The sequence below is a fragment of the Bradyrhizobium monzae genome (assembly GCF_021458635.1).
GTDB lineage: Bacteria > Pseudomonadota > Alphaproteobacteria > Rhizobiales > Xanthobacteraceae > Bradyrhizobium.
Genome location: NZ_JAIRDQ010000012.1, coordinates 207,009 through 227,798, shown reverse-complemented (window position 1 = coordinate 227,798; position 20,790 = coordinate 207,009). Strand labels below are relative to the sequence as shown.

The window sequence follows — 20,790 nt, the reverse complement described above, 5'->3', positions numbered from 1 at the left end:
GAAGCGGCGCTCGGTGGGGAGATGAAAGTTGTGACGCCGCTGTTGCGCCATAGGTGGTCGAGGCTTCAGCCGGTCTTCGGCCGATCAATCCATCGAAGAGGCCGTACTCGAGCAATACGCCCGATGACTTGGGCTGTCGGCCGTATCTGCGATCCGCCGCTATTTGGTCGATCACTTACGCACGTATCTGCCTCCCTGCGATATTCGGTCGAGCCGCGAGGCTGGTGCTGCTCTGAGTGTCGCTTCAAAGACGAGGAAGGCGAGCGCTCTGGGTGCGTGATCAAGTCAACATCACTCGATGTGACGTTATGAGCCCATCGCTAAGCCCTGCCGCGCGGGTCCGGGCGCGGTCACTCTCCGGGCTCTGGATCGACAAATCCGACCACAGCGTGGCCGCTGAGACAATGGCAGCGGCCGGCGAGCCATCATCTTGCGGAACAGGCAATTCCCTGTGGCCTGCCTCACGTGGGCATTCTGTCAGAATACAAGCGCGCTTCATGTCTGAAACCCGTCTCCGACTGTCTTCGAAAACCACATTGCGCCAAGAAAGACGCGAGCGTGCCCCTTCAACAGTGCTGGCCCAAATCCTGCACCGGCTCTCCGCGCCAGGAAGTTGGGCGGCAGCAACAAGATGGGAGTCGCGTTTGGGCATCGATCTGTCAATCGATAATGCGGTTGCCGCACCGGAGGTCGCCTGTCCGCGCTGGGAGAACGGAAGACGCTTCTGCTTGCCACGGCCTCACCGGAAACCTGTTTTCAGAAGATGGCTGGGGTATCTTCACTTGCACGCGGCAATCCTTCGGTGGTGGGCGATGTCCGTGGGATTCGGAGACAGACAACCATGCCCACGTCGTTCTAGGCCTTCGTCGGACGGTGTCGCACGCCGCCCCCGAGGTCGGGGAACGGCTTGCTGGCGCACCGCTAGAAGCATTAATCCACAATACCGGCATTTCGCCATAGACAGCGGACCGTACCCCGCAGACGTCTTTGACGGCGTCAGTCGAAAGCGGGATGAGGCTGTTCCGGCTCAATCTGCTCGGCCTGATCCTGCTCCCGCAAGAGCACTTTCTCGAGCTGAAGGCGACCTCGGGATCGATCGTTAACGTGACTTGATCGGTGCCTTGCCGCGCACCCGTTTTCCAGCACCGCCAATGCCTCCCGCGTCAAGGCTGACGGTTGCTTGCTCACTCTGAAGCGAGGCGTCAATACATGATCGATGAACTGGATCTGCGAACCTTCACGCCACATCCGCAACGCGACGCCGTGCTCGGCGAAGTGCACGCGCGCCCTTTCACGCGCCTTGTTTCGCCATTCAGCGTGATCCACTTGGCTTTTCTTGCGCAGGGCGAGGCGGCCGCAAGCGATCGCTGCCGTTTTATCGATTTCTGCCTGGAGCGCAATCTTCCGCCGCCTGCGCAATCGGCGAAACATCATCAGATTGTCATCGGTCCCGCGACGCTACGCTGGGAGCAGCATTCGGAATTTACGACATTCACCTGGTTCTGGACTAACGCAAATGGTCCTGCCGCTCACCAATTCGACAAAGTTGATGATGCCGTCCGATCGCTGATCCGCGCGTTGCGGCAGTCCGGACAATTGCTGGTCGCGATCAGGTTAGACGTGGAGCAGGACGCTTCGCCGACCAAGCGGGCCGAACAGATTTTTGATAAGAATAGCCTGGCCATGGTCGCCACAAAGAGCGGTGCAGGCGTTGCCGCCTCAGACTTCCGCGTGGACGAAAAAGGCTTCACGAAAATCCTCGTCTGCGACCTCGGGTTGATGTCGCACGATCTCGGAGCGCTGGTGCAACGGCTCCTGGAAATCGAGACCTACCGTCCTTTGGCGCTGCTTGGCCTGTCGGCGGCCCTTGAGCTTGCACCGTCTGTTGATCGCATCGACCGCCGTCTTGTCGAGGCGCTCGAAAAAATGCAAAGCGGTGCAGGGCTGCAATTCAACAACCATCTGCTTGCCGAGCTGACGGCGTTGGCCGCCTCCTTCGAAAGAGGCGCGACCGGCAGCCTGTTTCGCTTCGGCGCCAGCAGGGCCTATAACGAGCTGGTCCAATCGCGATTGTCAATCATTGAAGGCAACGACGTCTCGGGCTATCCGACCTGGTCGTCGTTTCTGGCGCGCCGCATGGCGCCTGCGATGCGAACTTGCGCGACCGTGGAGGATCGTCAGGCGGCCCTGTCGGTCAAGCTCGCGCGTACCGCCGATCTGTTGCGAACCCGTGTCGACGTCGAAATTGAACGACAGAATCGTGACCTCTTGCACGCTATCAACGAGCGCGCGAGGCAGCAACTTCGGATGCAGTGCACGGTCGAAGGATTGTCGGTCGGGGCGATCGGATATTACGTGGTCAGCCTGTTTAGCTATCTGGCCAAGGGCGCGCACGACGTCGGACTGCGTGTAGAGCCCTCGTTCCTAACCGCAGCCTTCGTGCCGATCGCGGTCGGCGTGATCTGGCTGGTGAGTTACAACATCCGGAAGCGACACCTCAAGCACGACGACGCGCCCTCGGTGGCTCGCGACTAAAGCTCCTTGAGAGAAACAGTGCGTCCGTCCTACGAGGCTCGCATAGCCGTGGTGCGACGGTCGACAGGAATCATATATTTGAGAAGGCTCACTTTTCAGCATGCGGAGGCTGAGATGAGTCCGTCAAAATCGGGAGACGTAGGGTCGCGGTTTTCGGCATATATTGCGGGCCTTGCGGGCGTGATCGGACATGCGGGACGAGCCAAACCGCTTCGCGATTATTGCACTGGGCTGGTGATGCCATCCGATCGCAAGAGTGTCGAGCCGATGGCGGCGATGACGGCTCCTGAGCGGACAGCCGCGCAACACCAGGCGTTGTTGCATTTTGTTGGTCAAGGCGACTGGTCGGATCAGCAAGTGCTGGCCAAGATCGGTGAGTTAGTGCTGCCGAGCATCGAACGGCACGGAGAGATCGAAGCTTGGATCATCGATGATACGGGCTTTCCTAAGAAGGCGCGGCATTCGGTCGGGGTTGCACGACAATATTGCGGTCAGTTGGGCAAGCAAGACAATTGTCAGGTTGCCGTGACGCTTTCGCTTGCGAACCACCATGCGAGCTTGCCGGTGGCCTATCGGCTCTATCTACCAAGGGAGTGGGTGACGGACCGTGTACGTCGGCGCAAAGCTGGAGTCCCCAAGGAAATCACCTTCAAGACCAAGCCGGCAATTGCACTTGATCATTTGCGCTGGGCCTGTGCGGTGGGCTTACCGCGCGGCGTGGTCCTGATGGACGCCGGCTATGGCAGCGACACCGCTCTGCGTGGGAGCATTACCGAACTGGGCCTGAGCTATGTGGCCGGCATCTTGCCACAAACCTCGGTATGGGCGCCCGGAACTGGACCGCGGCCGCCGAAGGAATGGTCGGGGAACGGACGACCTCCAAAACTGCTACGGCGCGATAGCAAACACCAACCGACTTCGGTCAAGAAGCTTGCGATCGGTCTGCCAGCGCAAGCTTGGCACAAGATCACGTGGCGTGAGGGTGCGGCAGAACGGTTGTCTTTGCGGTTTGCCCGTGTGCGCGTCCGTCCGGCACATCGAGATTACTGGCTCGCCGAAAGCCGGCCGGAGGAATGGCTTCTGATCGAGTGGCCAGAGGGCGAGGAAGCGCCGACCAAATATTGGTTTTCAACGCTTCCGGCCAACATTGGATTTCGTCAGCTCGTCGATATCGCAAAGCTGCGCTGGCGCATTGAGTGCGACTACCATGACCTTAAACAGGAGGTTGGCCTTGCCCACTTCGAGGGGCGAAGCTGTGCGTGGCTTTCACCATCACGCAACACTGTGCATCGCCGCTTACGGATTCCTGGTCTCGGAGCGAGAAACGATTTCCCGCTCAGAAACAGCCTCCACCAAAATCTTCAAGGGAGCTACCATTCCCGAAAATTATCGGCCGAGGGCATCCGCCATTGCGGCCTGAACGGCACGTCCCAAATTCGATTGCGACCATCCGAAGAAAGTTGAGCGCTGCTCTCGTCGTCACACTATCTCGATGCCCTTGTTGCATCACGGCAATCTCAAGTCAAAGTAGCTATCGAAATTTATGACGCAGTAAGATTAGCTAGCTCCGGCTTCAGCGTGAGACACCATGATGCTCTGCGAACACGCCGATTGCTGACCTTTGATCGGCGAGAAGTCGCGTTTCCAACCAGCTGCGCGCGCCCTATTCAGTTGAAGCCGACATCAGCCCCTGAGACGGTTTTGCAGTGCCGGGCGATTGATGCGGAGGTCGTTGAGGTTCAGGGGGTCTGGGTATCTTTCCGCCAATCGCCTAACCAGCTCCCGCGTGCCGTCCACGACAAAGACGCCGCAATCATAGGTGTTTCTCTGCTGGCTTATGGGAGCGTCTTGCAGGTTGGCTCCCACCTGTGCTGCGAGCATTGCCGCGGGTCTGTCATTGTATCCCCGAGCGGAATCATAGTGATAGGCAACCGGTCTTGCCCGATCGCGGCGGTCAACCAGCAGCAGCGACCAGTGACTGCCGCGCCGCTCTCCATCCGCAGCGCTGGCATCGCTTACGGGCAGGAACAGGAAGTCGGCTTTATCACCGCGAATCCACCCGAATGCGCGTTCCGCGCCCTCGTTGGAGCCTGACCGCAACATTTGGGCTATCAGAGGATCCACGAACCGCATCCGGGCGGCGAGATCCGGATTGCTCTCCTGCAACTCCCGCCTCAGGAGGTCATAGTCCCGCTCGATATGCTCGTCACCCAGCCACTGCCTAGGACCCAGCACGCGTCCGCTGTGGTTGACGGAAGAGGCTCCGGTAACCGAAGGGCCGATCTGAGCACGCGGGACCGGGGACGGGTGAGGATGATGGATGAATTGCGCACCGCGTCCTCGCGGCCCCAATGCGATCGAGTAGGTCTCACCGTTGATCAAGACCTGCGTTGGGCCGCTGAACTGGGTCGGCAGCAACCCGTTATTATTCAGCACACCGAGCAGGGCATCCGGCACCGGCTGGGAGCCATGCTGCCAATGCTGGGCGTCCAGGAGATGCCAGATATCCTGCAGCTTTTGAGGCGCGCCTGATTGCCCGATGAAGAGCGAGGGTCTGCCGGCAGGGCTAAGCACCGGCGCGGACTGAGCATCGTCACGCATCTCCTGCGGCGTGTACGGCAGATCAACGAAAGACTGAAGACCGCGGTAGATATCTGATGAGGGAGCTGGCGCATTCTGCGGAGGCACCAGCCCGGGACCTCGGGAACGCGCTGTCGGGTCCAAACCTCTGATCTGAGCATCGCAGGGGAGGGCCGGAAATGCCCGCGCAGAATCAACCTCGTCGTCCAATTCGGATGGCGTCGGCCCGTTCAGATCAACGAGAGGCTCAAGACCGGCGTAGGTGTCTGAGCGAGTCCCGGCAGCGTGCGCTGGCGAAAAATGAGCGTCGTCGTGCAATTCGGATGGCGTCGGAGCATTCAGGTCAACAAACGGCTCAAGGCCGGCGTAAGTGTCTGAGGGAGCCCTGGCAGTTGACGGTGACGCGCGTTCTTGCATCTCCTTCCTCAACAAAGCCCAAGCTCCCTCGCTCGGGCTGGCTGGGGTTGCGGGAAGCGCCTGCGACGGGCTGGGCTGCCCAGCGCCCAGCCCGGACGGCAAAGCCGGCTGCTCGCGGGCTTCTAGCTCTAGAGCATGGTTCGCCTCGACGAGTTTTAAGGAGTTCCGAAGATGCGCCAAATCGGGATCATAGAGTCTGCTTCCAGTCAGTTTGAATGCAAGCACATCGTCGCGCAGCGCAAAATCCTCCTTGTCGGAGCGGTTAAGTCGGCCAGCCATGCTCTCCCTGCCATTTTCTTTAAGCCACGCACCCAGGGCATGAAGACGTGCAGCCCGCTGCTGGGCAGACTTCCTTAGCTCAAGATTGTTCAAGGCTTGGCCGAGCGCTCCGTCTATGATGGCGGCGTCTTCGGGATAAAGACCAAGATGCCATGAGCTACTTGCGCCGGATGGGCGCTCCGCGCGTTGAAAGTCGTTAATCATCTTCAACGCGGTCAAGAGGCTTCTGTCGTTCGGACGCAGCTCTTTGGCGCGCTTGATGCGTGACTCGTGATCTAGCCTGGCAATTCCGTGGCCCTCGCGGTTAAGCGCTTCAGAAAATATGCGAAGGCTGCAACTATAGACCTCAACCGCCGTTGCGGGTCGCTTGCTGCTACGAGCTGCGGCCTCGATGAGGGCCTGGTCTTCCGCTGGAATACTCCGTTGCCCCCCGGGCGCCGCCCACGCTGGGAACGGCCTAATGTAGCACCGGGTTCAAGATACTCCCGAAGATAGCGCAAGGCAGCAACTCTCGTGTCATCGAATTTATTAGCGTGGGCTGCCAGCGAATCGTCATCGAGCGCAGAAATCGATTGCCCATTACGTGCGAGGTCCTCCCCAAGCCGACGAAGAAAGGCTACATAACCAACGACCGTTGCCGCGCTCAGCCCCCGGCGTTCACCCGCTGACCGAATGGCATTGTCGATCAGGGAGGCGTCTTCATTAGACAGATTGGGGGTGTATCGGTCTCGAGGCGCGGGCGCCGCTGGGACTGGAGCGGCATCGGCTTGTTGCACCTCGTCCAAGCGTTGCTCAAAGCTCCGATGCGCAGCCTCGTCCGCTTGCCTCCCCTGACCTGACTGTTGCTCCGCCAAGGCGGGGTGATACCCATCTTGCCGGTCGGAAGGGAAAGTATTGAATCTGTTCGGATCCATCGCGACCTCGTTCGACTGGACAGGCTACCGTCGCAACCTGACGAGAGGCTGACGTCCTGGAACCGGCGCTGCCAGCGGCGCCCCCAAAGCTAGCAATCCGAAGACTTGAAAAATCTGTCGTGCTTCAGTTTGAGATTTTTCCGGCCCACCAGATCGTCGTCCACTAGATAGTGGGGCTAGGTGGTGTGGGCTCTAGGGATTCCCCTTTGGGAGCAAGTCAGATTCAAGACTGCTTTGGGGAGGCAGTCTTGGGTGTTGATGGATCGTTTGGTTCTGAGCGATGCGGCGTGGGAACGGATCGCGCCGCTGATCATAGGTCGGCCCGACCAGAAGGGTTCGACGGGCCGCGACAATCGGATGTTCGTGGAGTGCGAACCTCGAACTTTTGAGAATAGCCTCCTTCGGCTTTGCCTCCACCGCATCTATGGGGCACGCTCGTTATGTTTCGGAACCTTGACCGTCAATAAACGGACGCCGAACACGGGTCCAGCCGAGCTGAGGTGATGGGGTGCGAAGCGCACTTTGACGCTCTCCTTGTCCCTGGTCAGCTTGCTGGGCAGCGGGTAATCGACGTCGAAAAACTTGCCGGGTGCATTTTGGTCCAGCTTCTGCGTCGCGATCTTCACGCCGTCGACGAGGATGTCGAACGTGCGCAAACGCGCCCCGCCCCAGTAGCTGGCCTGCAGCAGCAGCGGGCTGGGTATCACTTTCATCGTGAACTCGAAATAGCCGCCAGAGCGGGCATCGCGCCCTTGGCGACCACGGTGGGTGACCGGATACGAGATGTGGGAGGTCAGGACATGGTCACGTTCGGACTGCATTTTGCCGAGGTGCATAACGTCAATCGAACGGGCAGCGATGTCGTTCTGGCGCGCCTGCTCCGCAACAAGGGCAGTTTCCTCTTGCTTCCAACCCGATTCGGTGAAGTGCTTGAAGTAAACCGCGCTGCGCCGATCGTACTGGCTGTAGAACGGCAGGAATGTAAGGTCTGCGGGGCGAACGATACCCTGCGCCCGAAAGCGAGGGCGATCCGAAGCCATGGGCGCGAAGGCGCTCAGTAGGTTCTCCCCTACCATGGTGGGTTCGACGCCAGTCCATTCCGTTTCCGGGCCGAGATCCGCGGCCATAACGAGGGGGCCGTACATGACGGCGAGGACATCCTGGGAACCTTCAGCCGTCTCGAGGCGAAGTTCCAGCGGCATGCTGAGGGAGACGACGTCGCCTTTTTTCCAACAACGGTGGATCACGGCATAGCCGTTGACCGGCGTAGAGGGGACTGGGTCACTGTTGACCGTGATCTCCGCGCAGCCATTGGCCCAGCCTGGAATGCGTAATGCTACCGCGAACCGATCTAGCTTCACCGAATCAAACACGAGCTTGGTCTCAGATCTAAACGGGTAATCGGTCTCAAGTGTGAGTGCGACGCCTTTCGCTTGCCATTGAGCGGTCGAGGGGATGTAGAGATTGACAAACAGCGTATCGTGTCCTTCCCAGAAGATGGAATCGCCGTGCTTGGCATGGCTTTCCATCCCCGTGCCGACGCAGCACCAGAACACCTCCTCTCCCGGCTTGGAATATCTGCGGGGAGCACCGCTCATCATCGGCATCAGATAAGTGAAGCCGCCCGTCTCTGGGTTCTGCGTCGCCATGACGTGGTTGAGATGCGCCCGCTCGTAATAATCAAAAAACGAACCGTTCGGGGCCCGGGAATAGAGCTGTCGCGTCAGCTTGAGCATGTTGTACGTGTTGCAATGCTCGCACGTCGATTCTGTGAGGTGCAACGCAATCGTATCGGGCTCAAAAAAGTACTCGTGATCGGAGTTGCCGCCTATGACATAGCTATGGTGGCGGGTTACGCGCTCCCAGAAGAACCGAGCGGCGTCGCGTGGAGCGTCCTTGCCGGTGAGCTCATGGATGCGCGCGAGGCCGATCAACTTGGGAACCTGTGTATTTGCGTGAAAGCCGGAAAGTTTGTCCTCCCGCGCCACAAGAGGATCGAGCAACTCGCGGTCGCAGAGACGCTCGGCGAGCTTCAACCAACGCTGATCGCCGGTGCGAGCATAGAGCTCTGCATAGCTCTCGTTCAGACCGCCGTATTCACAGACAAGCAGCTCCTGCATCTGCTCATCGTTCAGCGCAGCGAAGACCTTCTCGAAGTAGCTGCCAAGCAGAGTGGCAACCTTGAGGGCGGTCGCATTGTCCCAGGCCGCATGAACGTCCAGGAGCCCTGCTAGTATTTTGTGAACGGTGTAAAGCGGGACCCATGAACCATTGAGTTCGAAACGGCCCGGCTTGATCTCGCCGCGCACGATTTCTCTGAAGATTTCCTGACCATCGATGATTCGGCCGTCCCCTGCCTTTCGACCGAGTGCGCCGACATAACCGTCCTTGCGCTTCGACTGGCAGAGAGCGACCTCGTCGACGATGTAATCGGCGCGGCGGCGGCACTCGGCCTTGTCGGTCTGCTGCCAGGCTAGCACCAGAGCGCTCATGTAGTGGCCGAGAGTGTGTCCCGCGATCGCCTCAGATTCCCAGCCGCCATAGATAGGCGCCTTGGGTTCGAGCCCGGCGTACTTGCGGAAGTTGTGCAGCAGGCGATCCGGGCTGAGCGAGAGTAGGAATTTGATGTTGATCTCGACCGCGCTTGCATAATTTGACGGGCGAAGGCGCACATCGGTCAGCGGCAGTGGGTTGGCCTTCAGCGGAAGTTTGGGTCCGACAGTCGCTGCGCCCGCCTCAAGATGGAACCCGCAGATGGCCGTCGTCGCCGCACCTGCCATCCACTCCCGTCGACTGTTTCTCATTTCCGGCAAGCTCCTGTGGAATACGGTAAACTGAGGTGGTCGCGGTTATCTGGACGGCAATTCCGCGTCGATAAGTGGAGCTTCTGCCAGAGTTAGGTCGCCGCGCGGAACGGCAGCGGGTTGAAGTAAGCTTGATCCGGGGGCCGCCAAGACGCGAGTGGGGACGTGGGCCATTGTAAAAGTCGAGGTATCGGCGGATCGAGGCGCGGGCGTCGGACACGGTGTCTTAGGCGCGCAGATAGACCTCCTCGAATTTTGACGCTGCGCCACAGCCGCTGGACGAACACATTGTCGCGCCAGGCTCGTGCAGCTCATTTCTTTACTCCCATGCCAAGACATCTACCCGAGCAACGGCTGTTACCGAGCAGCAATGTCAAGCGCAGTCCCAGCAAACCGGCGGCGGATCAGGCCCTCGGCGGCGAACTGCGCGACTGAGCCGCCTTACATCACCAATCCTCCGGACTGATCGGTGACGTTGCCGTGAATAGAGCAAGTGGCGTGCCGAATTGGAAATTGCTGCTATCGCAGGCGCTTTGTGATCCTGTTTGTCGTGAACAGGTCGATTGTCGTCTTAAGGCTGACATCGGCGCGGCAGGTCTCCGACAACGGATCCAGAGCGCGTCAGATTCAACGCCTCGCCGTGATCTCTGTCGCGAGCTTGTAGAGCTCGGCAAATTGAGCAGAGCATAGAGAATACATCGATCTTTGCGCCGAGATTGGAGTCTTCCACGAATAGATCGCCGAACTTGCTGTCATACATTGCGCAAAAGCCCTGAACGTCATAGCTCAGGTCCTATTCCATCGTTGGCGAGGTTCGTCCATGCGAATCGTGAAGCGATCCATTCTCCTTTCCGGCCTGGGGCTGGTTGCGGGCCTAGCCGGGCCTTCGCTCGCGCAGGACCGTAGGCCGGCACCGATCGCCATCGACGCGCGACACAATCCCATTATCGCCGACGGCAGCTTCTATACGGCTGATCCCGCGCCGATCGCGCTGGCCGACACGCTGTACGTCCTTACGGGGCGCGACGAAGCGCGAAGGGACCAAGCGGGGTTCGCCATGCACGAATGGGAACTGCTGGCCTCGACCGACCCGGCATCCGGCAAATGGACGCTGTACCCGCAGTTTCTGCGGCCCGATAAACTGTTTGCCTGGGCCAGCGGCGGCGCGGCCTGGGCCGCGCAGATGGTACAGGGACCCGATGGGCTGTTCTACCTCTATGCGCCGGTCGAGCAGCGCGACTGTGGCGACCAGGACTGCATGGGCATCGGCGTGGCGGTTGCAGACCACCCGCTCGGGCCATGGCACGATTGGCATCCGGAAGGCCCGATCGTTTCGCAGCGCCTGCCGACGGCCAACCACATCAAGAACATCGATCCGACCGTCTTCGTCGACGAGGATGGTGCCGCCTACCTGTATTGGGGAACATTCGGCCAGTTGCGCGGCGCTCGCCTGGGATCCGACATGAAGACAGTGGGCGAACCCGTGTCGGTGAAGACGCTGACCGGCTTCTTCGAGGCGCCCTGGCTCTTCAAGCGCAAGGGCACTTGGTACATGGTCTATGCTGCGAACAATGCCGGGCCCGATTCACCCTGCACCAACGCCGTCTACCATGCCTGCCAGGCTTATGGCACCGCCCCCACGCCGCTCGGGCCCTGGACGTATCGCGGCGTGATCTTGGATCCGGTTTCGTCGACCACGTCTCACGCGGGCTTGATCCCGTTTAAGGGCCAGTGGTACATGGCCTATCATACGGCTGATGCGAAGCTGGGCGGCCATTTCCGGCGGAGCGTGGCCATCGACCGTGTGGAATGGGATGACAGCGTCCAGCCGGCGGCGATCCGCAAAGTGGTGCCGACGCACGCGCCGGCCGACCGCACGCCGACACACAATGTCGCGCGAATCGCCCATCCGACCGCGTTCAACGTGCCGATCCCGCTGCAATATCGGCTGGCGGCGCTCAACGACGGCGTGATCTACCCGGCGCCGCTGCCACCGGACATGTGGGCGAGCTGGAATGGGCGTGGCGACGTGAGCCACGGGTGGGTGCAATATCGCTGGGACGCGCCGGTAACAATCGACGGGGTTCGCCTGAAGTTCTGGGGCGATCAGCCGCCTGGTGCCGGCGTCGGCATCGCGACGCCACGCGCCTGGCATCTCGAGGTGGGCAAGGGCGGCCGCTGGCGCCCGCTGGTGACGCGGGGCGTGCCGACCACCGGAACGGCACAGCCGGTGGAGCTGCGCTTCGGCCCCGTCACCACGCGTTGCCTGCGGCTGGTGCTCGAAGCGTCGACCGATGGCAAGAGCCATGCCGCGTTCGGTATCGAGGAGTGGGAAGTCCTGTCACCCGCCAAGGTGGTGCCGCCCGCGGTGCCCCCGACGGCGGCAGATTTGGCGCGCTGCGACTGAACCGGGCGGCGCCTCAGCGCCTCGTCACCCGTAGTAACACCGTGCCGTGCGGCGGAGAGGGTAGGCGCCGCAGCGTGAGGCATCCTTCAACGATCCGGCCGAGGTTAATAATGAAGCATTACTCAATTGCAACAGTCTGTATGTCGGACGGATGTCCGTCTGCGCGATTTCGCGGACAATATCGGAACAACCGATGATGTTCGTGCGCAATGGAAGAGCAGATGGGCGGGCCCCACCAGCAGCTTTACGCCGAAAGCGGCGCTTCGCTACGGTACGGCTTTTCCGTTCCACTTATAAGAAGCGGCCTGAAGTGACGTACCCCAGCGCTCGAGGCTACACTTCTCAAATAAGGCGGTGCACCCGACGCAGCCGCTGCTGCAGATTGGCCTGCCACTTAACTTTCATCCAGCGGCAGTCTCGGGGTTTTTGTAGCATGTAGCGAGACCGAACTTTGGACCACCCAGAACTAGAGTTTTGCCCCTCTGTCACGTTGGCGGCTGGCGCCGACGTGGTTGTGCAGTAAAATCGGCGGTCGATTGCCGATCGCCCCATGGGGCCGTTCTTCGTTATAGAAGCCCTCGATGAAGGCGAAGATATCGCGCTGGGCCTCGGCGCGGGTCGTGTAGCTGCGATAATGCACGAGCTCGCTCTTCAGGGTATGGAAGAAGCTCTCCATCGCGGCTTTGTCGTAGCAATCGGCCTTGCGGCTATTGATACGGTGATGCCAGCTCTGGTGAGAGCGTTGCGATAGGCGTGTGAGGCATACTGTAATCCGGCCTACGGCTGTTGCTGCTGGATAGCCATCGTCAGTGCCGCGGATGCGAGTTCGATCTGCATGTGATCCCGCATAGCCCAGCCGATGATCTTGCGGCTGAACAGATCCACGACGGCCGCGCCAGATACAGCCAGCCCTCTGCGGTCGGGATGTAGGTGATATCGGCGAGCCAGACCCGGTTCGGGGCTTTAGCCGTAAAGTCGTGTGCGATGAGGTTCGGTGCGATCGGCAGGTCGTGACGGCTGTCGGGGCGCGGCAGCGCCATGATGGCGCGGATACCTGCTGACGCATCATCCGCTCGATCCGGCCGCGGCTGATGCCACGGCCCTGCCTGCGCAGGACGGCATGGACGTGGGGACTGCCGTAGCGCCTGCTGCTGTCTCGATGGACCTGCCGGATCGCGGCCAGAAGCGCAGCATTGGATTTTGTCCGCTCACTCACCGGGCGATCGCGCTAGGCGTAATAGCCGGCCGGCGAGACCTCGAGCACGGCGCACATCAGCCGTACCGGATAGGTGTCGCGGTGGTCCTCAATGAAGCGGAAGCTCATGTCCGGGTTCCGGCATCGACTTCCTAAGAAACAGCCAGGTCGGGGCGCCTGGAATTGCGTGTAACACGAAGCCCAGAGATTTGGCTCGGCGCTGAAGGTTAGCGAGGACACGGCCGCGATATTGCTGCTCATAGTGATCCGCGCCGGGGTCTCTGTAGTGCATGCCGTGCCGGAGGGTGTTGTAATGAGGACGGGAGCCGCCGCGCAGTCACTTCGGTAGAGAAGCTTCAGGCCAATCTGCGAACTCCATCTCGAAGCGACGAGAGCCGACAGATTTGGTCGTGAATTTGACGGTCTTTCCGGAGAGAGCCGCCAATGAGCCGGACGCGAATTTGAACACCGTCTTCCCGGCAGCTGCGATACCGGCAGCCCTGTTGTCCTCCATGACCGAGGCGCCGTCCCCGTCCAAGAGCTGACCGACCGCATATCCTTCGAGCGCGCGGTGAACGTCGAGAGAAGCCAAGTACCTCCCTTTCTCGCTGTCCCATTCGCTGACCGATATCGCCGTGATTCCTGCGTCCTTCAACAGCCCATCTGCAATGTGGCAGGTATATTGAAGGCTGACAATGATGTGCCCATTCCGATCACCTATCGCCTCGCGATCGGTTCCGTCTATGGTGCAGTCGTAGCGTCGGATTGAGTCCGCGAGCGCTCCCCCAGTCAGCCCGAGCAAACCGAAAGCAGAACATAGAACAATAGTGAAAAACGGTTGCTTCATTTGCCGATGCTTTCGCGAATGTGTCTTTGCAAAGAATGTACAACCTGACGCAAGGGCAGATTCAAGTGCCTTCGATCTGTTGCTGACTCGGTCTTTGTCGGTACAGAACGGCCGAGCGACGCGCGCGAGGTTAGCTGCGACGAAAGCTTGATCGCGCTCGGGCGACAACCATAAATCCTCCCCCTACACGAGATTCACGCAGTTAAAGAAAAACCCCCGCAGGCTTACACGGGATCGGGCCGCTCCGGCCCTTCACTAAGTGGCTCTACGTCCGCCCCCTGCCGAGCGCTTCTTCGCGGCAGATCGCGCCTTTGCGAAAGCGCGCCGGACGAGCTCGTTCTGACTTGAGTCGGCCCTTGCTGCATATTTTGGATGCCTTCCATGGTCAATCCATGCACGAACACGAAAAGCCGCGGAAACCGTTGAATCTGAAGGAGGTTGCTTCCCTCTTACAGAGCGCGACCTTCCATGGTGGATCGCGGTGGGTCGCCATTGAACACTTTGTCCGACGACAGTACCGGGCCATGCTTACATGGACGTCCTCGTGGTTCGTAAGGACGCCGGGCGCTTCGACGCTATCTCTCGGATCGGGATTGTTGGGTAGCCGACCCACCGGGCCAACTGCGCTTCTGGAACATCGAGGGGCTCTGATGACATCCGTGACGTCTGTTGCCGGAAAGACTAAAGCTTCCCCGTGGGCCTTTCAGGTCATGCTCGACGAAAGCGATGGTCTGGATTGGCCGCCCACAACTCGCCGCTGCCCCGATCACTGCCTGTCCGCCGGCAAGCACCAGCCACGTCGGCATCGTTAACCGGACGGCGCGGGACCTCTGGTCTGCGCGATGGATTTCTCACGTCCGCAGTTCAGATGATTGCGATCGTGCTTCGCGTCGCGACGATATCTGCATGCTCATGCCGTCACCGGCGCCTTCCACCGCATGAAGCGCTGCTCTAGCGCCTGAAGGACGGCATTGCAGGCGAGCCCGATGACCGTGATGCTAAGGATGCCGAAATACATCTGCGGGATCAGGAAGCTGTACTGGCTGTTGATGATGAGATAGCCAAGACCGGCCTTGGCGCCGACCATCTCGGACGCGACGAGCACGAGCATGGCGGATGCGCTCGCGAGGCGAATACCAACGAAGATGGTCGGAAGTGCAGCCGGCAGGATCACCTTTCGGAACAGCTGCGGCGGCGTTGCGCCCATGGTCCGCGCCGATTTGATCAAGAGCGGATCGACCTGCTTCACCGCGGCAATGGTGTTGAGCAAGAGCGGCCAGGCGCAGCTATAGACGACCATCGTGATCTTCGACATCTCGCCGATCCCGAGCAGCAGGATGAACACCGGCAGCAGCGCGAGCGGCGCGGTGTTGCGGCAGATCTCGATGAACTGGTTCAGGAGATTACCGAGCCGGGCTGACCGGCCGACCGCCAGGCCAAGCGGCACAATTAGTGCGACTGATATCAGAAACCCGCTCAGCGCGCGCAGCAAGCTGGCGGAGACATCATCACAGAGCTCGCCGGTTTGCGCGAGCTGCCAGCCGGCGGCAATCACCTCCGAGAACGGCGGTAGGAACACCGCATCGATCAGGCCGAGCCTGGGAGCCGCCTCCCACAGCAACAACAGGGCAATCAGTAACAGGGAGCGGTGTCCAAGGACAGTCAGCCGGCGGATCGCGGCACGAACCCTACTCACCGTCGGCGACGGTAGACCTTGCGCGCCGGTGAGCGCCTCTCGGCGTCCGTGCGCGAGTTCCAGCAGTGTCAGCGTTTCAAGACTAGACATGTGCAACCTCCTTCACCTCGTGGTCCACATGACGCACACCGACACCTGCGTTCAACTGGCCCCGCTGAGCCTTCTGAACCTCGTCGCGCAGTAGGCACCAGACTTCATGGCGTACATGGCCGAACTCCGGCAGCGAGCGCACATCGTCTGCCTCGTGGCTCAGTACCTTGGGGATGTCGATGACTTGCTTGATCCGGCCCGGACGCGACGTCATGACCGCTACGCGCTCGCCGAGCACGACGGCTTCGTCGATGCCATGGGTGATGAAGACGATGGTCTTGCCAGTGGCGCGCCAGATCCGCAGCAATTCACCCTGGAGCGTCTCGCGAGTCTGAGCGTCCAGGGCCGCGAACGGTTCATCCATCAGCAGCACCTCCGGATCGTAGGCGAGGCTTCGGGCGATCGCGACGCGCTGCTTCATGCCGCCGGACAGCTCGTGCGGATACCGATTGGCAAAGCCCGACAAGCCGACCAGGTCGAGGAAATGTCGCGCGATCTCAAGCCGCTGCCTGGCCTTGAACCCGGCGATCTCGAGCCCGAATTCGACGTTCTCCGCGGCGGTCCGCCAAGGAAACAGGGCGTACTGCTGAAACACGATTCCGCGGTCGCGTCCGGGTCCGACGATGGGGCGCCCGTCGAGCAGGATGCGGCCGCTGGTCGGCGTCGTCAGTCCGCCAAGCAAGTCGAGCAAGGTTGATTTCCCGCAGCCGCTTGCGCCGACCAAGACCAGGAACTGGCCGGCGCGAACGTCGAGCGTGATGTCGTCAAGGGCCGTGAAGCGCCCTGCAGGGCGGCCGCCCTTACCTCGCGTGATGAATTCCTTGCGGACCTGCTCGAAGCTGATCTTGACCGGGATCATTGCACCTCCGCCGTCTTGCCGGGACGGAAATAGTTGAACGCGTTGGTGTAGGTGTCGGAGGCCTTGATCTGACCCGGCCTGAACAGGCCATCCTTCTCGAGCCAGTCGATCCACAGCTGGATTTCGCGGTCCGAGATCACCCCGCCCTTGGATGCGACGCCGGTGCTCTTCCAATACTTGATCGAAGAGGCATCCTCGTTGCGCTTGCGCTCGGCGATGATCCGGTCGAACCGGGCCCGCACCTCTTCGGCGGGCGTCGTCTGCGCCCAGTCAATCGCGCGCGAAATGCCCTCGACCAGCCTGCGGGCGGCATCAGGATTGTCCTTGATGAACTTGTCCCGCAGCACATAAGAGCCGCCGGTGAACTGGCCGAACAGATCGGTGTCGTTGAAGAGTGAGCGGATACCACCCCTTTCCAGTGCCTTGTCCCGCAGCACGCCGCCGAGCGCGCTCACTTCGACCTGACCCTGACGCAACGCCTGCTCGCCGGTCACCGGCGGGACCGCCACAAGCGTCACCTGCTTGGCTTCGCTTGTGCTGAGGCCGTTACGGACCAGATATTCGCGAAGCACGAACTCCAGATGCGCGCCCAGCGTATTTATGGCGACCTTCTTGCCGATCAAGTCGCGAGCGGTCTTGATCGGGCTGTCGTCCTTCACATAGTAGCCGTTATAGGTGTTGGCGTCGGAGCCGTAGTACCCGACGACGGCCTTGATCGGCGCCCTTGCGGCAATGAGCTTGAGGATCGCGCCATAGAAAGCGCCGCCGATATCGATATCACCGGTCACGACGGTTTGGATGTCCTGCGGGCCGCTGATGGTGTTGCCGACCCATTTCAGCTTCAGCGGTGCGAGATAGCCGAGGTCGTCGGCGAGCTCGATAAACGTCACCTGCCCGACCCACCCCTGATAGCGGATCTCGGTCTTTTCGAGCGGCGGCTCGGCGGCGGCCGGAGCCGCGAGGCCCAGCATGAAGGCGCCAGCGAGCGCCAATCGCGCGGCGCGATGCCGTGCGCGATCCAATCGAAATAGCGAATTCATTCTGATAAATCCGGTCAGTGAAGCGGGATCAGGCGGCCTTGGCCGTCTGCGGTTTCGACGCCTTGATGCGCGTCACACTGCGGCGACCGTCGACGCTGAGCGGCACCTCGCCGTCGATGGTGGCGCGGCGAACGACCCGGCGCTGGTCGCCATAGTCGTTGACAGCGTAGTGCTGGGTTGCGCGATTGTCCCAGATCGCGACGTCACCGGCCAGCCAGGTCCAGCGCACGGTGTTTTCGGGCGCGATGATGTGGGACTGGAACAGGTCGAACAGTTTTTGGCCGTCGTATTTCGGCAGGCCGACGAAGCGCTGCACGAAATTGCCCAGCACGAGCGTGCGCTCGCCGGTCTCGGGATGAACGCGCACCACCGGGTGCTCGGTCTCGTAGATGGTGCCGGTGAACACCTCGTCGAAGTGCTTTCTATCCGCCTCGCTCGCGCGCGTCTTCACGGCGTAGTCGTAGGCGTTGCTGTGGACCGCCCAGAGCTCGTCGGCGAGCTTGCGCAGCGGCGCAGGCAGGTCGAGATAGGCTGCCGCCGTGTTCGACCACACGGTGTCACCACCGTATGGCGGGATCACCACGCCCCGCAGCACCGAAATCTTCGGATAGGCGTCGACGAAAGTCACGTCCGTGTGCCACTGGTCGGCACGGCCACCGCCCCGACCCGAGTCGAGCTCCAGAATCGACGACGTCCCGTTGGTCGCGCCGACCGTCGGATGCGGCACGAGTTTTCCCAGCCTGATAGCAAAGCGCTCCTGCTCGGCATCGTCGAGATGCTCCTGGTCCCTGAAGAAAATGACCTTGTGCTCGAGCAGCACCTGGTTGATGGCGCGAACGACATCGTCAGGCAGGTCGCCCGACAGCTTGACGTTCCTGATCTCGGCGCCGAGCCGTGCCGCGCGTTTCACGATGTCGGCGCGCGGGATGACGTTGTCGATGGTGATGGTCGTAGTGCTCATGATCGTTGTCTTTCCTGTGTGTTTTGGACAAAGCTGCGCCATGCGCCGGTCGTACGAGCAGCGGCGAAGGATGATGGTGATATCTCGGATGTGGTCCTAGGGGATTACGTCGGCGGCTGGATGGCTCGCGGCACACGGATCCCGGCGGTACAGCTCTCCGCCATCGTGCCGGCGCAGCACCGCACACGCAGAGCCGAGGTCAGCCGGGCTGCTTCGCGAACGACGGGTGGACCGGATTGCCGCATGGTGAACGACCTCGCTTGGACGGTGCAGATCGTAAATGCGATCGCGATCCAGTCAATGAAACGAAACCAGCTTTGTTTTGCGCGGCGAGCAATGATCGCTTCGCACGCCAAGCGGACACGGAAATATTTGCGATGGTGGTGGTCGGTTACGCCGTTTCACCGGCGTGACAGCGAGCGAAATCAGTCCAGCCGAGGTACGAAACAGCTCGAATTGCTGCGGTCGTTCGTGACGACGAACGCACCCGTCTCCGATCGACGACGAGCTCACGCGCTTCATGCTCGCTTCGCCCGCAACAACGCAAATTCATTTCATCGACAGCTTCGCGAGCTCCGACATAGACTCGGATCAACACGCAAGCACGATGCAAACATTCGACAACGTCCAACATTTGCGAGCCAAGCAATGAGCAAACGGCAACTTTCTCTCGACTTCTTCATTTATCCTGACGGTCACCACGAGGCGGCCTGGCGTCACAATGCCTCGACGACGGACCGCATCCTCGATGTCACCTACTATCAGGAGCTGGCGCAGCGCGCCGAAGCGCACAAGTTCGACGCGGTGTTCTTCGCCGACGGTCCGGCGCTGGCCGACAACGTCCGCTACGCGCAGCGGTTCCGGCTCGAGCCAATCACCCTGCTTACTGCGATCGCATCGGCCACAAAGCGTATCGGCCTGATCGCGACTGCGTCGACGACTTACACTGAGCCCTACAATCTTGCGCGGCTGTTCGCCTCGCTGGATCACATCAGCGGCGGGCGCGCCGGGTGGAACATCGTGACCACGAGCTCGCCGCAGGCGGCCCAGAACTTCGGCCTGCCCGAGCATCCGCCGCATCACGAACGCTATGAGCGGGCGCGGGAATATCTCGATGTCATCACCAAGTTGTGGGACAGTTGGGAAGACGACGCGCTGGTCAACGATCCCGTCTCCGGCATTTTCGCCGACACCAGCAAGATCCACACGATCGATCACATCGGACAGCATTTCCGCGTACGCGGCCCGCTCAACGTCTCGCGGCCGCCGCAGGGGCGACCGGTCTATGTCCAGGCAGGATCGTCCGAGGATGGGCGAGCCTTCGCCGCGCGCTTTGCGGAAGCCATCTTCACCGCGCACCAGACATTGACCAGCGCGCAGGAATTCTATGCCGACATCAAGCGCCAGGCGCGCGCGTTCGACCGCACTCCCGATCAGATCAAGATCCTGCCCGGCATCAGTCCCTTCACCGCGAGCACTCAGGTTGAGGCTGATCGCCTGCAAGAGGAGTTCAACGCGCTGATCCAGCCGGAATTCTCGCTGAGCCAGCTCCGCCAGATGACTGGTCTTGACCTCACCGGGTTCGACCTTGATGGCCCCTTCCCACGGCATCTGATCGACACCAACGGCGCGCATGGCGTCGCCAGCAGGTTCAAGCTGGTGGTCGACATCGTTGATCGGGAGAAGCCGACAATCCGTCAGCTCGTGCAGCGCCTCGCCGGCGCGCGTGGCCATTGGGTGATCGCTGGCCCGCCGGAAAAGATCGCCGACAACATCCAGACCTGGTTCGAAAACGCCGCAGCTGACGGCTTCAACGTCATGCCGCCGTTCCTGCCCGGCGGCTTCGACCTGTTCGCCGAACAGGTCGTACCGATCCTGCGCAAGCGCGGCTTGTTCCGCCACGACTACATCGGCACGACGCTGCGCGAGCACTACGGGCTGGAGCGGCCGGCGAGTGTGTATGCGAAGGAGATTCAGGCGATCGCCTGATCGCTTACAACCGGAAATGGAGCACTCGATTTGGGCGCAATGCTCGCACACACTCGATTCTTACGGTTCGGTTGAGGCGTGAATACTTGAGACGTGCGTAGTCGTTAAGCGCGCCTCCTAGCCGCAACACAATGTGACCCAGCGTCCCGAACGCAGTGAACATCTTCTAAGCTCAAA

10 protein-coding genes and 4 pseudogenes are annotated in these 20,790 nt (G+C 61.0%); 5 read left to right on the top strand and 9 right to left on the bottom strand.

Going from position 1 to position 20,790, the window contains the following annotated elements; translation table 11 throughout:
* The first annotated feature begins 1,209 nt into the window (after nucleotides 1-1,209).
* Nucleotides 1,210-2,535 (top strand): DUF3422 family protein, encoded by a 1,326-nt coding sequence (locus K3F49_RS32980; RefSeq protein ID WP_234685046.1) that lies wholly within the window; start codon nucleotides 1,210-1,212, stop codon nucleotides 2,533-2,535.
* Between the two features lie 114 nt (nucleotides 2,536-2,649).
* A pseudogene (locus K3F49_RS32975) lies at nucleotides 2,650-3,955 on the top strand (IS701 family transposase).
* 263 nt (nucleotides 3,956-4,218) lie between these two features.
* On the opposite strand, the gene K3F49_RS32970 reads toward K3F49_RS32975, so the two are convergent.
* Nucleotides 4,219-6,030, bottom strand: a complete 1,812-nt coding sequence (locus tag K3F49_RS32970) for a Ulp1 family isopeptidase (protein ID WP_234685045.1) — start codon at nucleotides 6,028-6,030, stop codon at nucleotides 4,219-4,221.
* A 953-nt stretch (nucleotides 6,031-6,983) separates the two neighbouring features.
* Here K3F49_RS32970 and K3F49_RS32965 point away from each other — a divergent pair.
* Nucleotides 6,984-7,094 (top strand): annotated as a pseudogene (locus K3F49_RS32965) (IS5/IS1182 family transposase); the annotation flags it as partial.
* Between the two features lie 53 nt (nucleotides 7,095-7,147).
* Here the strand turns inward: K3F49_RS32965 and K3F49_RS32960 are convergent.
* Nucleotides 7,148-9,529, bottom strand: coding sequence for a glycoside hydrolase family 127 protein (locus tag K3F49_RS32960; RefSeq protein ID WP_234685044.1), 2,382 nt, complete (start codon nucleotides 9,527-9,529; stop codon nucleotides 7,148-7,150).
* Nucleotides 9,530-9,621: 92 nt separating this feature from the next.
* Nucleotides 9,622-9,831 (bottom strand): annotated as a pseudogene (locus K3F49_RS32955) (integrase core domain-containing protein); the annotation flags it as partial.
* Between the two features lie 518 nt (nucleotides 9,832-10,349).
* Here K3F49_RS32955 and K3F49_RS32950 point away from each other — a divergent pair.
* Complete coding sequence (locus K3F49_RS32950; protein WP_234685043.1) at nucleotides 10,350-11,936, top strand: family 43 glycosylhydrolase; 1,587 nt, start codon at nucleotides 10,350-10,352, stop codon at nucleotides 11,934-11,936.
* Nucleotides 11,937-12,402: 466 nt separating this feature from the next.
* Here K3F49_RS32950 and K3F49_RS32945 read toward each other — a convergent pair.
* The 6 genes and pseudogenes from K3F49_RS32945 to K3F49_RS32920 all read right to left on the bottom strand — a co-directional run.
* Nucleotides 12,403-13,260: pseudogene (locus tag K3F49_RS32945) on the bottom strand (IS3 family transposase); the annotation flags it as partial.
* 208 nt (nucleotides 13,261-13,468) lie between these two features.
* Nucleotides 13,469-13,978, bottom strand: coding sequence for a hypothetical protein (locus K3F49_RS32940; RefSeq protein WP_234685042.1), 510 nt, complete (start codon nucleotides 13,976-13,978; stop codon nucleotides 13,469-13,471).
* 910 nt (nucleotides 13,979-14,888) lie between these two features.
* The gene (locus tag K3F49_RS32935; RefSeq protein WP_234685041.1) at nucleotides 14,889-15,764 is read right to left on the bottom strand and encodes an ABC transporter permease; all 876 of its coding nucleotides are present in this window, start codon (nucleotides 15,762-15,764) and stop codon (nucleotides 14,889-14,891) included.
* A complete protein-coding gene (locus K3F49_RS32930) occupies nucleotides 15,757-16,623 on the bottom strand; it encodes an ABC transporter ATP-binding protein (RefSeq protein WP_234685040.1) in 867 nt (288 codons plus the stop codon). Before K3F49_RS32930 ends, K3F49_RS32935 begins: the two co-directional genes overlap by 8 nt.
* The gene (locus K3F49_RS32925) at nucleotides 16,620-17,663 is read right to left on the bottom strand and encodes an ABC transporter substrate-binding protein (RefSeq protein WP_234685039.1); all 1,044 of its coding nucleotides are present in this window, start codon (nucleotides 17,661-17,663) and stop codon (nucleotides 16,620-16,622) included. The genes K3F49_RS32930 and K3F49_RS32925 overlap by 4 nt, the downstream gene beginning before the upstream one ends.
* 28 nt (nucleotides 17,664-17,691) lie before the next feature.
* Entirely contained in the window at nucleotides 17,692-18,624 is a 933-nt protein-coding gene (locus K3F49_RS32920) for a TauD/TfdA dioxygenase family protein (RefSeq protein WP_234685038.1), read from the bottom strand.
* Nucleotides 18,625-19,272: 648 nt separating this feature from the next.
* On the opposite strand from K3F49_RS32920, the gene K3F49_RS32915 reads away from it, so the two are divergent.
* Nucleotides 19,273-20,613: an LLM class flavin-dependent oxidoreductase gene (locus K3F49_RS32915; protein ID WP_234685037.1), complete on the top strand. Its 1,341-nt coding sequence runs from the start codon at nucleotides 19,273-19,275 to the stop codon at nucleotides 20,611-20,613.
* Nucleotides 20,614-20,790 lie beyond the last annotated feature (177 nt).